The organism is Alteromonas sp. 4NH20-0104 (genome assembly GCF_057547795.1).
Map to the genome: position 1 here is coordinate 1 of NZ_BAAJLP010000016.1, position 15,581 is coordinate 15,581.

A 15,581-nucleotide genomic window follows, 5' to 3' on the forward strand; every position below is an offset into this window, starting at 1 on the left:
GGGCTAAAAAGCCCTCTTTCACTATACCTAAATCGCCGGATCAGATTGGCGAACCCGGTGGCAATGGCTTCACCTTGAAGTCCATCTGCCAGTCGCCAGTCTCAAGGTAATGATCCAGATAATGCTCCAGTGCCCGGTAACCCGGCACCTCATCTTCATCTTCCAGCCATTCCGTCAGCGTCATCAGTTCGGCGGTGATCGCCAGCTTCACTTCCGGTGAGGTAGCGTCATTTTGCAGCGACTGCATCACACTTTGTAACGCCACCATTTGAAGTCGCGCCACCAGATTATCACTGGGTTCCGGCTGACGATAAAAATGGACCGAGAAAATCTTGCGGATCAAGTCATCCACTCCCGGAATACTGGCCTGACGACTGTGCTGATAAGCCAGACGATTTAACCGTTCGGGATGTAACAGCAGTTCCAGACTAAATGCCGCGGCGCTTTCTGCAGCAGAAATGGGGTCGAACACCCGGCCTAACCGGCCATTAAATTGCTCGCGGGTTTCGGCTTCAGCAAAAGTAGGCGGGGGTATCAGGCCTAACAATTGCTCCGGCATTTTAAGCACTTCAGCACTCGACGCATCAATCAAGCGCATCATGGCCTCTACCTGGGTTTCTGACGGCACCAGCTTCACGCCCATGGGCTTATCCAGATCGCCCTTATTCTCGTAAAAATACTGAATACCGCCGACCTGCTTAGCCACTGCTTCCAACTGATAACGGTGTAACAAATAAACCGGTACCAGCGCATTTTCCAAAGAGGATAAACTGCTACCTTTAGCAATCGTGTTCAGTCCCATGTTGGACAGTGCTATGTCCCGAACCTGCAACAGATGATCGTATTCAGCCAGCGGGTTCGTTCCGTTGTCCCACATATGGCCATCGGCAGAAGCGTGACGAGAGGCTCTGGCATCGGCATCAGACTTATAACTAAGACCGGCTTCACGCGCCCCGACTACCATAGCCTTGAGCGCCTTTTCAGCATCGCTGTTTTCGGCGAAGTCCTGGTAACCATAAGCAATCACATAATTATCCCACTCCCCCATGCCGGTGTCGTAGGCATTAGCCAGCGACAGTTTATTGCCGGCGATTTCGATTTTAGGGTGAGGATAATCCATCACCGACTCACGACCGTTTTCACTGGCGGCAAAATTATGGGCAATGCCCAGCGTATGACCCACCTCGTGCGCAGACAACTGGCGAATTCGCGCCAGCGCCATTTCTTTTTGTGCGGTGGTCACTTCACTATCGCCGCTAAACGGACTGGTTAATCCCAATGCAATCAGATAATCCTGACGTACCCGTAATGAGCCGAGGGTTACATGGCCTTTAATGATTTCACCGGTGCGCGGATCAACCACCGAGGAGCCATAAGACCAGCCTCGGGTGGCCCGGTGTACCCAGTTAATCACGTTATAACGAACATCCATGGGGTCGGCATCTGCCGGTAACACTTTAACCTGGAAAGCCTCTTTATAGCCGGCCGCTTCGAAGGCCTGATTCCACCAGCTTGCACCGTCTTTCAGCGCACTCATCACTGGCTCCGGAATACCCGGATCGAGGTAATAAACGATCGGTTCAACGGCTTCACTGATGGCCGCTGAAGGGTCTTTTTTAGCCAACCGGTGGCGACGAATATAGGCCTGCTCCAATGGTTCAGTTATGGGCGCCGAGTAGTCCTGCCAGCTGTGTTTCCAATAACCGGAAAACGGGTGGAATTCGCGGGGCTCATAACCTGAATCGGGTAAGGCGATAAAAGAGTGATGCATGTGTACGCTAACGCTGTCGGCATCCGGCGTAACCTGCCGTAGATAAGCCCCGGTTCCTTTACCACCAAAGGTAATTAATGCTTCCAGTTCGGTATTTAACGGAAACGCTTTGGTCCGCGGTAAATAAACGCCACTGCGTTGCGGATCAGCCTTAAACGCTCCCTGCTGGCGGGCTTTCAGACGTTCGGCCACGCCGTGGATATCACTGAGTAACTGACTGGTATAGTCAATTAAAACGCTTTCATCATCGTTAGCCACAATGGTAAAACCGGCAATCACCGAGTCGGCAAACGCCTCATCAATACTGGCTCGCTCGGCAGCATTATCGGCACTGGCCCGGTATTCGGTGTTCAGCTGTTTGAGCAGCAATTTATTACCATATTGCTCAAATTGCACCAGCCGAGTAGCGCCTAACTGCCCGCGATCCAGACCAATATCGTTAGAACCTACGCCATGGGGCAAACTGGACTTGAACAATAAAGGTTCATCAACGGCATTGATTTGCAGATAAATTTTATCATCGTCGTGGTTGTAATACACGGGGATAAACCCCGCCTGCTTTTGCATATCTTTGGTAAAGGATGCGATGGATTCAGCCCATACAGGCGAAATAACCATCAGCGCCACACTGGCTAGCAAAACATGAACGCGCAACGGGATTCCCTCCGGATTCGAAATGATCATAAGTAAAACTTTACGCTACCCAAAGCAGGCGAATAAATCCAGTCGCGACTGACCAAACCGCCAGAACCACCGACCAATCACCCGCGCAGATATTTTTGATTTAACGCAAACATTATTTCGCAGCCGGGTCAGTTGTGATCTGGCTTGATCTGCATCAAGGAGCAATATGCTGCCCCTCGTTACTCTGCTAAGCGATAGGCTACACTTAATAATGTTAACTGACGCAGAGATAGCATGGGTCTTAATTTTCAACAGCATGATTTTACCGACGCACAACGCGCACTGTTCGACCAACGTGTGCAGGCACAGTTGTGTGAGGTCAGACACGAGCTCACCCGCGACTGTTATAACAGCCAGGCAGTCAGCCTCGGTGCAGAGCTGGAGTTTTACCTGGTTAATCGCCAGTTTAACCCCGCGCCCATCAATGAAGCTATTCTCGATAAAGCCCGTATTAAGGGTCTGCAGGAAGAATTAAATCAATATAATCTGGAGTTTAATCTCGATCCTGTTGATGCAGCCGGCACCCCGTTTTCGCAGCTTCAGCAACAGTTGGACAAAGCCAGTCGCGTGGTCGACCAGACCGCCAGTCTGTTTGATGGACACGCCATGGCAATCGGCATCCTGCCCACCCTGGCCAGCAGCCATTTAACCGAAGATTACCTGACTAACCGGCCCCGGTATAAAGCCCTCACCCACGAACTCAGTGAGCAGCGCGGTGCGCCTTTTGATATCGATATTCACGGCCAGGATGTGGTGCGAACCACCTGTGACGATGTGACCCTTGAAGGCGCGAATACTTCTTTTCAGTTGCACCACCGCATTGCCCATGACCGGTTTACCGACTGCTATAATGCGGCCCAGCTGATTTCACCTTTAGTGCTTGCCCTGGCCGGTAATTCGCCCTTTTTCATGGGCAAACGACTATGGCAGGAAACCCGCATTGCTTTATTTAAACAAGCCATCGATTACCGCGATACCAATGCTACCCAATGGCGTCAGCCTGCCCGGGTGAGCTACGGCCATGGCTGGTTACGCAACGGCATTACGGATTGCCTGACCGAAAGTGTCGCCCTTTACCCTGCGGTATTGCCCGTTGTATCCGAGCGCTTACATGGTGACAGTAAACCTTTTGCCGAACTGAATTTACATCACGGTACGGTATGGAGCTGGAACCGCGCGGTGTTCGAACCGGGCGAGAATGGTCACGTTCGAATTGAATACCGCAGCTTACCCGCGGGCCCCACAAATCAGGATATGCTGGCTAATGCCGCGTTGCAGATTGGCCTGGTCGAAGCCTTGTCCGATCACATTGAAGACTATCTGCAGCGCCTGCCCTTTCGCTATACCGAATATAACTTTTACCGCTGTGCTCAGTCAGGCCTGAATGCACACATCCTGTGGCCGCAAAAACATCAGCATCAGCTCAAGGAATACAAAGTCACCGCTATCCTGTCAGATTTAATTGGCAAGGCAGATGATGGACTGGCGAAGATTGGTGTGAGCCGGGAAGAGCGGGATCATTACCTGGGGATCATTGAACATCGTCTGGCTGCACGACAAACCGGCGCACTGTGGCAGTTGAACACGTATAAAACCTTGATGAGCCAATATCCTGAATCCAAAGTACTTAGCGAACTGTGTCGCCGGTACTATCAACTGAGCCACAGCGGTGAACCTGTGGCCTATTGGGAGTAGCAATGGGAACTGCCAGATTAGCCACACCCGTATTAACCGGCTTTAAAATACTGCACGCACCGGCGCCGCAGCAAATTCCCGACTCCAGCGTGAGTTTTCTGCAGATGCTGGGAGGCCCGGCGATTATTTTTATACCCGGCCGAACCCGCAGGAAACGAGCTGTCACAACGCTGTTACATGGCAACGAGCCATCCGGCTTTCAGGCCTTGCACCGCCTGCTAAAAGAAGGTTTTAAACCCTACGCCGACACCACTTTTATTGTGGTCTCGGTTGGCGCAGCCCTGCACGAGCCATTGTTTACTCACCGGGCTTTACCCGATACCCGGGATATCAATCGCTGCTTTAAACCTCCCTATAATGATGCGCCCGGGATGTTAGCCAAGCAGGTACTTGATTATCTGGTCGATTTAGCCCCGGAAGCCATCATTGATGTGCATAATACTTCCGGCAGTGGCCCGGCATTCAGCGTTTCCACCCGACTGGGCACGCAGTATACAGCGCTGGCTTCACACTTTACCCGCTGGTTTATTCATACCGATATCGAGTTAGGCTCACTGATGGAAGTGCCTTTTTGCTGCCCCATCGTAACCATTGAGTCTGGTGGCGCCATGGATGAACTGGCAACGCTGAACGCTTATAACGGATTACGTTCCTATCTGGCAGCAGAGGATGTCTTTATGCCACGCCAGGACGTTGAGCTACTGGAACAGCCCAAGCGCCTGGAAATTCATCGTCAGGCGACACTGGCCTATGCAGAAAGGCCGGTTTTCGGTGCCAATGTCACCATCCGTCAGGATATCGAACAACGCAACTTTGGCCTTACCCGCCCCGGCGAGGTACTCGGCTGGCTCGATCATGCCCGACTTGAACACTTCAGGCTGGCCGGTCAGCAGCCTCATGAGTACCTGAGCGATTATTTTTGTGCTGATAACAACGAACTGACCGTCACCCGTCCGCTGAAATTCTTTATGGTGACCACCCGCAGTGACATCGCCAAGTCAGACTGTTTGTTGTACTTTGTGGATATCAATAATCAACTGACCAACTCCAAACGTCAGCAACATCTCAGTGAGGTCCCGCTTAGCGACTAGCGCCAATCGCCTCAGCCAGTAACCGGGTTAACCCCGTTTTACGCTGCTGACGACGGGCCACTACGTCCTGCAGAATAGCCTGACTGGTGACCAGCACCGCGCCGGTTTTGGCCCGGGTCAGTCCGGTATACACCAGCTCCCGGCTATACAGATTTGCCGCCTGACGGGAAGGCGCTTGCGGAACCAGCAGCAATAAGCGGCTGAATTCAGAGCCCTGAGATTTATGAATTGTCATCGCATACACGGTTTCATGCTGGGGTAATCGCATAATAGGGATTGCCCTGTACGCTCCATCCTGCGCAGCAAACCAGGCTTTGAGCACACCGTTTTCATCAGGCCACAGCAGTCCGATATCACCATTATACAACCGCTGACCGTGGTGGTTTTCAGTGATCATGATCGGGCGACCCCGGTAAAAGCCCCGGCTATTTCCCGGCGACAACAAGCGTTCAATGCGCTGGTTTAGTCCCAGCGCTCCCCACTCTCCCTGCCTGAAGGGTGTTAACCAGCGGGAGGCTTGTAAACGGGCCATGGCAGCAGGCAATGAGTCGGCCTGACTAATGGCACCGAACCAGTTTGTCGCCAGTGACTCGAAGTGCGTTTCAAGGGCGCTAAAACTGCTCGTAGCAACCCCTTCAACCTGCTGAGTCTGACCGGCATCGACCTCATCCAACTGCGCCCAGACCGCGTCAATAGAGCCGTTATTCATTGCCCTGGCAACCTCGGCTAACTGGCCGCTGAAGCGTTGTGCGCGTTGCAAGGCAAAGTGCATTGCCGCTGGCCGGTTGTCGTGAGTTACCGGCAACGGCGGCAAGTGAGGACACAACGTAGCAAACTGTTGCGCCGATGCCTCATCAACGCTTTGTGGTGAGGCTGAGTCCAGCGCAGCAATAATATCACCCAGTACGTTGCCGGCTTCAACGGAGGGTAACTGTTTCGGATCGCCAACCAGTATGACCCGAGTGTGTGGAGCAAGTGCCCTGAACAGGCGGGTCATTAAGGCCAGGTCAATCATTGAACTCTCGTCAACAATGATCACATCTGCCGGTACCGGGTTATGCTGATTAAACCGGCTCTGGATACCCCAGCGTGGCATGCCCAGCAACCGGTGCAGTGTCATGGCAGGCTGCTGCATAGCAGTACTGTACTGCGCAAGCGTAGGATGACTGGCAAATTGTGACAGTGCGGTATCCACCGACTCGGTAAGTCGCTGTGCGGCTTTGCCGGTTGGTGCCGTCAGCACCACATTTAACTGGCCTTGCCAGGCAACCTGCAGTGCCATCAGTAACCGGGCGACAGTGTAAGTTTTACCGGTCCCCGGCCCCCCCGACAACATTGCAAAAGCACGATTAATACACAGCGCTGTCGCCACCTGTTGCCAGTCCTGCTCATCACCTTGAGAGGTTGAAAATAAACTGGGCCAGGCCTGCAATAAGGCTGATATCTGCCCGGATGATAACGGCTCAGGCTGACTGCGAACTGCAATACTGGCCACCAGTTGCTGTTCAAATTGCCAGTAGCGAGCCGTGTACAAACGCCCGTTATGCCAGTGTAAACGTCCGCCAAGCTGCGGCTGACTCACCAGGGCTTCAACTCGGGACTCAAGCGCCTGCAGTGGTGCAAAAGTAAAGCCCGATTCCACCTCATCGGGGTGTTCGAAATAATGCTGACCGGCCAGCTCACTGACTATAAGACAACTGTTACCCAGGCGCTGGGCCCGACTCAGGGCCAGTAACAAACAAAAATCATTGTCATGGGCGCTACCAGCCAGTTGCGTAAGCTCCCTGGCAAAAAAATAATCGATGGCTTCAATTTCTGCCAGCCGGGCCGTACATTGAGAAAAACTGGCAAACATCATAGCGTCTCCTGCAGGACTTTACCGGTTAGAGCCAGTTCCATTTCGCTGATCAACGCCGTGGATAAAGGATGATAAAAGATCCCGCTACCGAGCGGAAAATCGGCGCACATGCCGCGCAAATAAAAATAAGCCACGCCGCCAAAGTGCAGCGCCGGATCGTAGTCTTCGATACGCTGGGCTAAAAAGCGGTGCAGTGCCACACTGTAAATCAGATACTGCAGGTCGTAATAATGTTGCTGATTGTTTTGGTTAAGCTTATCCGGCTGATAGTCCTGAGGACTGTCACCCAGCATGGTTGACTTATAATCGGCCACAAAATAACGGCCCTCAACACAAAATATCAAATCAATAAAACCATGCATCATCCCCTCCAGTCTGACACCTTCAAGTACCGCCGGCAGACCTTCGCTGCCATGGGAGCGGCGATGTTGCTGCAATATCCGGCCAATAGCCCGGCGATTGGCATTATGTAACGGGAAGTAAAACTCGGCTTCACGAAGCGTATCCGTCATGGGTAAATCAGCAAGCGTCACCGGCGCAACACCAGGCAGTGCCAGAGGGGTGGTCAGCACTTCATCGAGCCAGCCAAACAACGCTTCATGGTCCGCTTCGGCTATGCCATAACGCCTGGCCACGGCAGTGCCCGTTTCCTCCCAATCGGGTGCACTGAAGTCGGTCACTTCGAGCATATCGTGCAATAAGTTACCACTTTGCGCACCCGCCTTTAACTGAAACCGCAGCGCGTCACTTTTCGCTGCAACCGGCAGGTTGCCGGATTCTGCTGGCAGCGCTTCGGCCTCGCGGTGACGGAACGTGGTATGGACGGCCTGACGGGTGAGTGCAGAAAAAGAGTACAGCCGCCAGTTATCTTCCAGGGTTCGCTCAAACTCGTCGCACGCCAGTGCTACGTCATCCTCCCGTGCTGCAGGCAAGGCCACTTTCGCTACATCACTAATTAAAGCAGAATGGCCGGCGCCTTCCTGCAACAGCGCTTCAATGGCTGCCCGCCAGTCATCAAAGTCGGCGCGACGCACAATTTGCCCCAGTGCTGACTGGTCGCTGAGTTTACCCTCACCCACGCCCAGATAGCAGCGATGAGATGCCCGGGTGATTGCCACATATAATAAGCGCATGGATTCGGCCTCACCTTCACGCCGTACCCGCTCCAGAACATCAGGAGTGGCGCCGAGCGCCATTTGCTGAGCAGCACTTTGCGGATCGTAATAGCGCAGCACTTCTGACTGACTGTTACCAAACTTCACCGGGTCGCGGTATTCACTGGCAAAGGGTACAAATACAATGGGATATTCCAGCCCTTTGGAGCCATGCTGAGTGACAATCTGAATCAGCCGGGCATCGCTTTCGAGCCGTTGAATATGTTCCTGAGCCTGCTCTGGCTGACGCACCTGACGGTGTAACCAGTTAAGCAAATGGCCCGGCTGACGGTAAGTTCTGGCGGTATCTTCGAGCACTTCTGCCAGGTGTTGGTAGTTAGTCAGACTACGCTCGGCTTCTTTGCGGTTAGGCAGATAGCTGTTTTGTAACATCGCCAGCAGCAATGCCATCACGCCACGGCGTGCCCAGATTTCCCGCCACTGGGCAATTTGCAACAGCAGCGCGTCCCAGTCACTGGCGTATTCATCGGTCAGCAACGTTTGGATCTGGTGCCGATTAAGTCCCAGTAAAGGACTCGCGATGATACCGTTAACCAACCGTAAATCATGAGCATGCCAGATGGCATTCAGCACCATCAGGGTGTCGGCCGCTTCCGCACTGGCAAACAGACTGTTGCGATTAGACAGATACACCGAAGGCAGCCCGGCCGCTTGCAACGCGCCCTGCACGATGGTGGCTTCAGTACCGGTCTGAACCAGAATGGCTATATCTGCGGGCTGTACCGGTCGCTCACCGAGTTGCGCCTGAGCGAGCAAACGCACCACTTCTCTGGTCAGCTGTTCGGCCAGACGCTGGCGGGTGGCGCCTTTGCTGGCACCGTCCTCTTCATCAGGCTCATCGGCAATAAAGGTCAGAGCGCTGCGGTCTGAGGCCGGATCGACCAACGGTATTTTCGCGGCTTTTGCGCCGCTACTGGCTTTGACCGGCTCATAACGAATGCCGAAATTAAACAGATCACGGCCATCGGCGTTCATGGCCGCGCCCCAGAACAAACGATTGTAAGCATCGACCATGGGTTTCACTGAGCGCCAGTTAGTATCCATAACCCAGCGGTACTCGACTTGCTCTGCTGCCTGCAGATAGGTAAATATGTCGCCGCCGCGAAAGCCATAAATGGCCTGCTTCGGATCGCCAATCATTAACAAGGTAGTTTGCAGTTTTTGAGAGCTACCTTGTGGCGGGTACACATTGGCCAGAATATGATACTGGTCGGCATCAGTATCCTGAAACTCATCCACTAAAGCCACCGGATAGCGCAGGCGCAGCTGTTGGCAAAGTGGCGCCTCCGGACTGTCGATTTGCGCGGCCAGTAACCTGATCAAATCGTTAAAGTCGACGGTATTTAAACGCTGTTTTTGCTTAACAACAGCGTCACGCACAAATTCCACCGCCTCACAGACAACGGCATAGACCGGCGCTTTGTCTAATAACGCCTGGCGCGCTTTGGCCAACTCATCCACTGCCTTGTTCAAATCGCTGCGCAACACTTTGACCGGCTCGACTATTTCTTTCGCTTCGGCAATCCCTTCGCGTTTGGCCCGGTAGCGATTGCCGTTTATAAACTTACCCAGCTCCTCGGGAACGCTGGTTAACGGCCCGTTATGCAACCAGTCAAGGATCACCTGCCACTCTCTGGCCCGCTCTTCATCTTTACCGATCACGGCAGTTAAAAACAGCGATTCATTATTCACCAGCGCGCTATACAACGCTTTCGCCTGCGACTGATAGCGCGCTGACACCGTATCCAGTGCCGCATCGAACTGTGCAGTAATTGTTTGCTCTGATGCCCGATGCGGTGGACTGGCAAATTCCATCAGCGGCAAAAAATTGCTTAGCAGGCGCTCAGGTGTATGCCAGCCATGAGCAGCCAGCAGCGCAAAGGCCTCATCATCCCGGCTCACTTTACGGATAAAATCTTCACAGCCTTGTAAATACATTGCCCGGGTATCGGTTGCCAGCGCCAGTTCCAGTGGCGCTGCTGAGGTAAACGCCATATCCGATAACACGTTATTGCAGAAACTGTGAATGGTAAATACGGCGGCATCATCCAGCTCTAACAGCGCCGCCTGCAACAAAGCCAGGGCGTCCTCAACTGGCAGGCGGTCATACAGAACGTCGAGCACCGGATCGGCCTCAAACACCTCGTTGTGACTGCGGGCTTGCCAATATGCCAGGGCATCACGCAGGGTCCCTGCGATACGTCCACGGATCTCTTCGGTTGCCGCTTTGGTAAAGGTCATGACCAGAATTTGCTGCACCGTGAGACGTTGCTCAAGCAGGCAGCGTAAATAGATACGGGTAATATTAAAGGTCTTGCCGGTACCGGCACTTGCTTCTATCAGATGCCGCCCGCTAAGCGGTAAATTGATGACATCAAGCTGTTGTGCGGTCATTTTCTGCCCCTTTTAAAATTACTCAGGAAGGCACTGTAGAGGTCGGCTAAATGCCCTAAAGGCAACTGCGTAGCCGGCGGTATATAGTTGTAAAACCAGTTAAAATAACCGTTACTGCCAAGCTTGCTAAACGCATTATTCGGATCAGTAATGTCGTCCCACCGTTTGCTGATTTCATGACTTTGGAACCAGTCATCGTGGTCGGTGGTCATCCCGGCATATTTATAAAACGCTTCAGCAACGGCCAGATAGAGTAAACTCGGCCCTTGTTCAATTTGCTTGATTGCTGTCACCAGCCTGGTTAACTGTGCCATGGCTTCGTCGGCCGTGAGGGGTTCATAGGTCTCAGATTTCAATGCCAGCGGCTGCTTTTTCCAGTCGATATAATGCAGCGTCAACGGCTTTATTACCCCCTGACTGTTAGCAATCAGCATGGTCAGCCAGGCGGTAAAGCTGCGTCTGATTTGATGCTGACCGACGTGATAGCTCACCAGCGCGGCCTCCTCCTCATAACAGGTGGAGAAAAGCTGCCAGTCATCCAAGGTCACCCGACTTGCCAGCAGATGCTCATCGTCCCCGGGCACGGCCTGGCGGAGTAACGTTGCCGCTTCCTGCCAGGTCGCCAGTTCGGCCCGGGTGATGGGGGTGTCAGGCAGATCACCACTTAGCAAAAACTCAGCAGTGAGTGTTTCGGCGCTGGTATTTGCCTGATTGGTCACCAGTTCATCAACGTACTGGTAGCGACTAAGCTTGTTCGTTTCAAACGGCTCACTGTCTTCTAACAACCGGTTGTCGAGTTCCAATCTGAGGCCAAGTTGTTTTGCCAGCCAGGCCAGTGGATCGTCGAAACAGCGGGCCATCTCGGTGGCGCTGAGCTGTCGGGTTTGATGCGCTGAGGCCGCGACCTGTATGACGCTATCGATATCTTCTTCCTGTAAACCGGCAATCGACTTCGCCAGCCTGTACCAGCCTTTGCTGTAAGCAGGTCGTTCGCTATTAAACACCGCCGGACTGAAAGGGTGCAGCGGCAGTTGACGCACCGCTTGTGGTTGCCAGTTATAGGCTTGCTCGAGAAAATCCATCAGCTCCTGAAGCACCAGACTGGGTTGGCGCTCAGCATTATTCAACGCACTGCGCCCCTGATAACTCAGATAAAGCGCCTGACGGGCTGATATTAATGCTTCCAGAAACAGGTAGCGGTCTTCCTGACGGCGGGACCGATCACCGAGGCGCCCCGGGTGTCGCGCCATCATATTGATACTGCCGGGCGGATTAGTGCGCGGGAAATCACCGTCATTGAGCCCCAGAATGCCAATCACACTAAATGGAATACTACGCATGGGAAGCATGGAGCAGAAAGTGACCTGTCCGGTCATAAAATGGTTACCCGCATCCGGAGTGGCAAAGCGCTTGGTTAAGATGTCGCGCACCTCAGCCAGACTCAGTTCTCCGCTGTACCCGGCTTGCTCGCACTGCAGCGCCATATCGGCAATCGTTTTACCAATACTTTCCCAGCTGTCAATATCATCACTGCCGGGTATAAAACAATCCTCCCGCAGCGTATTTAAGTAGGCCTGCCAGTCATCGGCGGTGCGAGAGCGACTCAGCTCGCGATTGTGAATTTGCAATTGCTCCACGATCAGCATCAACCGGCCCAGTTCAATACTTTCCTGCCCTTCAACATCGGGCACGGTTACACAGTTATCCAGCAACTGAGTGGCATCTTCACTGATCATTCCCAGCAACAAGCGCTGAAGCCCCCAGCGCCAGCTGTACATTGGACTGTCTGCGGCAGATGCGGTTATTTCTGCCTTATGCCGGCCATCCAGCCCCCAGTGAATATTGGCCCGTTCCAGCCAGTACTCAATCACCGTCAGACTCTGTTCGGTTAAACCAAATTTGCGCTGCAACGGTGCCAGACTCAGGTACTCGAGAATTTGCGTGACACTGAAACGACTATCAGGCAACGATAATAGCGACAAAAACGCCGCCACCAATGGCTCAGCATCCAATGGCGAACGGTCTGCAATGGTACAGGGAAGACGTGGCGAGGCGTCATCGTCGCCGCTTACCGTCCCGACTCGGGCAAAGACCGCTTCGATAGCCGGCGCATAGTCTTCAATGGCTGGGCACATCACCAGAATATCCCGAGGCTGCAACGCCGGATCGGCGGCTAATCGGTCGAGTAAATAGTCATGCAGCGACTGGACTTCACGCAGGGTACTGTGAGCAGAATTGATCAGGATACTGTCATCGCCATCAGCCCACACAAAGTTCTGACGGGGGTTATTCGCCTCCAGTATATCGTGTTGCATCTGGTTTAATACCGTGGTTTGAGCGGCTTGCTCATCCGGTGCAGGCATATCGAAGGCACTAATCTCATAGCTTTGTAGTTCGGTGAGCTGATTAAACAGATCGCGCCCCTGGCGCCCCAGATTAGCCAGTAAGGGGTTTTCCTGAGACTGCTCCAGCCAGGCGCTGATCCCTTGTTCCCGGAGCACCCGCGCCTGTTCACCACGGCTGGCAAGATTCCCCCAGTAGTTGACGCAGGGGTTTAAATGGAATAAATGGACATCCACCCATTCAGCCAATGCATCCAGAAACGCCACAAACTGTGGGGCCATGGTATTTATCGCAAACAGGATAATACGCCGGGGTAAACTATTGAGTACGGCCTGGGATGGCTGTTGCAAGGCAGCTACCATTTGTTCATGCAGCCGCGCCGGGTGAGCCGGCGTATCTTTTACCAACAGGCGCCAGATATGGGCCTGCCAGATTTCGTCGGCATCCTCGGCCACAACCTGCTGATGCTGTTCCCAGGCCAGCAACCAGTCGGGCCGGTATAATAAATACTGTTCCAACAGGTCGGCCAGGGCCACTGCCAGTTGCAGGGTTTGCAGATGACCACTACCATTGGCTTCACTTTTATCCAGAAAGCGCTGCACACGCTCCATCGCCGGGTGAGCTAATTGTTCTGTCTGCCTCAGTAAACCATAAATCCGCCAGCGCAGGGTTTCCCGCCGGAATGGTGATTCACGGGGCACGGCATCCGGGCCCAGCACAGCCCTGGCGGTATCCCACATAAACCTCACCGGTAAGGGATAGTCAATATTCATGGCAATACCACGACTGGCGGCCAGCTCCATACTTAACCAGTGTTGCATACCGGGGCTTTCCACCAGGATCACGTCCGCACTCAAACCCGCTGCGGGTTGACGGTCAAGCAAAGTGGCCAGTAAAAAGCTGAGATGTTCGAGTTTATTTGACGGATAAAGAGTGAGCAAAGCGTCGGTGTTCCTGTTACCGAATGAACGCCTAGTATGCACCTTAAGGATGAATTTAGAAATATGCGGGAAAATTAACTGGCCAAAATATGCGCAGTGGGCTATATTAACGCGCATCAGAATTCGGACATAAAAAAACCCATACAGACCTCAGGACACGAAAAATCTGTATGGGGAAGGTTACGGGCCACATTCTGACAACTTTGAGCCGGCGTTGCCTGGCACCGGCCAAAGTTAGCGCCAGAATTTAGCGCAGTTAACAACCTTGACATTGCAGAATAAGTGCCAACATTTAAAATCATAAAAATCAATAATTTACAAAAATCCTGCAAATCGTATAAATTCTAATGCTTCCTCATATTGGTGCACGCGCTCATTAAAAGTGCAGCGAAACCGGGCGCAACCCACCAAGAATGCGATTTTACCCACACGAACGTTCATCCGGTGAATCCACCGTGGTAGACTAGCCGCCTGAATACCAGGACAGCAATTCATGCCTCTTGCTTCGCATTGCCGCTCCGATAACTACCCCCAATAATTAGGTAAATTATGCTTACTCAACAACAATTAAACACCATGTTGTCGCTGCAGAATAAAATGAACTGTAAAGTGAACCCCCAGTGGTTAACCGCCGGATATGGCTATTTAAGAGCCGCCATGGTGGAGTCAGTGGAAGCAATTGAGCACCATGGCTGGAAATGGTGGAAGGCGCAGAATAAGGACCTTGCGCAACTGCAAATGGAACTGGTTGATATCTGGCACTTTGCCTTGTCGGCAAGCATCATCGACTATAGCGGCGATGTTGATGCTACAGCTCATGCCCTGGCAGCCCAACTCGCCCAGCAAGCCGATCCCATGGTGACCTTTGATGGTACAGATTACGCCATAAAGCAGCAGGACTTACTGGATAACCTGGAACTCATGGCTGGCTTGTGTGCTGCGAAACGTTTCAGCGTCCCTTTGTTTATGCACATTGTTGAACAGTGCGAAATGAGCGGTGACGAACTCTACCGTCAGTATGTCGGTAAAAACGTACTGAACTTTTTCCGTCAGGATAATGGCTACAAGGCCGGCACCTATCAAAAAACCTGGCAGGGCCGTGAAGATAATGAACATCTGGTGGATGTGCTGGACGCACTGGACATTAATAACCCTGATTATGCCGAAGAGGTCTATCAGGGCTTGCAACAACGTTACCCCGCCTGAATAAAAGCACCCTATCCGCAGCAGCGGTTAGGGTGCATTCTCGCTAGTGCTTAGCGGTAGGTTTCTGCGACGCGCTCATAGCGCTGGCAGGCGGCAGTCGTTTCTTCGCCATTTAACAGATCATCACAGCTTTTATCTGCCATAGAATTCAGGCACGCCGTTGCCGGCTCGATAATTTCGTGATGTTCACCCACCGTTGCAATAGACATATACTGCTTACATAGCTCTCCCATCATGCTATCGAGCATCGCTGCCATGCCCGGCGGTAAATCTTCGTTGGCGGCCATTTCCTGCTGCAGGCAAACCTTACTTTTTTCGCAAAGCTTGGTGGCGGCGTTATTTAACGCCGCGAGATCGGCCAGCGCCCCGGCCGAAAAGCCAATCAACAGACAACCTGATAACAATCCCTTGCTACGCTTCATA

The 15,581-nt window shown here is 52.9% G+C and carries 8 protein-coding genes; 3 read left to right on the top strand and 5 right to left on the bottom strand.

The features are described 5' to 3' along the window. Positions 1-40: 40 nt before the first annotated feature. A complete protein-coding gene (locus AC27IB_RS12545) occupies positions 41-2,455 on the bottom strand; it encodes a zinc-dependent metalloprotease (protein WP_487121266.1) in 2,415 nt (804 codons plus the stop codon). A gap of 234 nt (positions 2,456-2,689) precedes the next feature. Here AC27IB_RS12545 and AC27IB_RS12550 point away from each other — a divergent pair, with 234 nt between their 5' ends. Beyond that, positions 2,690-4,150, top strand: coding sequence for a glutamate-cysteine ligase family protein (locus AC27IB_RS12550; RefSeq protein ID WP_487121268.1), 1,461 nt, complete (start codon positions 2,690-2,692; stop codon positions 4,148-4,150). Positions 4,151-4,152: 2 nt separating this feature from the next. Then, entirely contained in the window at positions 4,153-5,241 is a 1,089-nt protein-coding gene (locus AC27IB_RS12555) for a M14 family metallopeptidase (protein ID WP_487121270.1), read from the top strand. On the opposite strand, the gene recD is transcribed toward AC27IB_RS12555, so the two are convergent. From recD to recC, 3 genes are read right to left on the bottom strand one after another with little or no spacing between them, the layout of a single operon-like run. Beyond that, complete coding sequence (gene recD, locus AC27IB_RS12560; protein ID WP_487121272.1) at positions 5,231-7,099, bottom strand: exodeoxyribonuclease V subunit alpha; 1,869 nt, start codon at positions 7,097-7,099, stop codon at positions 5,231-5,233. The two genes, AC27IB_RS12555 and recD, sit on opposite strands and share 11 nt — an antisense overlap. After that, entirely contained in the window at positions 7,096-10,668 is a 3,573-nt protein-coding gene (gene recB, locus AC27IB_RS12565; RefSeq protein WP_487121274.1) for an exodeoxyribonuclease V subunit beta, read from the bottom strand. The genes recD and recB overlap by 4 nt, the downstream gene beginning before the upstream one ends. Continuing rightward, positions 10,665-13,952 (bottom strand): exodeoxyribonuclease V subunit gamma, encoded by a 3,288-nt coding sequence (gene recC, locus AC27IB_RS12570; RefSeq protein WP_296046667.1) that lies wholly within the window; start codon positions 13,950-13,952, stop codon positions 10,665-10,667. The genes recB and recC overlap by 4 nt, the downstream gene beginning before the upstream one ends. A 549-nt stretch (positions 13,953-14,501) precedes the next feature. Between recC and AC27IB_RS12575 the strand changes: the two genes are divergently transcribed. Further along, a complete protein-coding gene (locus AC27IB_RS12575; protein ID WP_296046665.1) occupies positions 14,502-15,158 on the top strand; it encodes a dUTP diphosphatase in 657 nt (218 codons plus the stop codon). A 50-nt stretch (positions 15,159-15,208) separates the two neighbouring features. Here the strand turns inward: AC27IB_RS12575 and AC27IB_RS12580 are convergent, their stop codons facing one another. Continuing rightward, positions 15,209-15,580, bottom strand: a complete 372-nt coding sequence (locus AC27IB_RS12580; RefSeq protein ID WP_487121276.1) for a hypothetical protein — start codon at positions 15,578-15,580, stop codon at positions 15,209-15,211. Between the last annotated feature and the right edge of the window lies 1 nt (position 15,581).

Bases quoted from the DNA above. Each gene is read 5' to 3' on its own strand.
- AC27IB_RS12545 (WP_487121266.1), bottom strand. From the start codon at position 2,455: ATGATCATTTCGAATCCGGAGGGAATCCCGTTGCGCGTTCATGTTTTG.
- AC27IB_RS12550 (WP_487121268.1), top strand. From the start codon at position 2,690: ATGGGTCTTAATTTTCAACAGCATGATTTTACCGACGCACAACGCGCA.
- AC27IB_RS12555 (WP_487121270.1), top strand. From the start codon at position 4,153: ATGGGAACTGCCAGATTAGCCACACCCGTATTAACCGGCTTTAAAATA.
- recD (WP_487121272.1), bottom strand. From the start codon at position 7,099: ATGATGTTTGCCAGTTTTTCTCAATGTACGGCCCGGCTGGCAGAAATT.
- recB (WP_487121274.1), bottom strand. From the start codon at position 10,668: ATGACCGCACAACAGCTTGATGTCATCAATTTACCGCTTAGCGGGCGG.
- AC27IB_RS12575 (WP_296046665.1), top strand. From the start codon at position 14,502: ATGCTTACTCAACAACAATTAAACACCATGTTGTCGCTGCAGAATAAA.
- AC27IB_RS12580 (WP_487121276.1), bottom strand. From the start codon at position 15,580: ATGAAGCGTAGCAAGGGATTGTTATCAGGTTGTCTGTTGATTGGCTTT.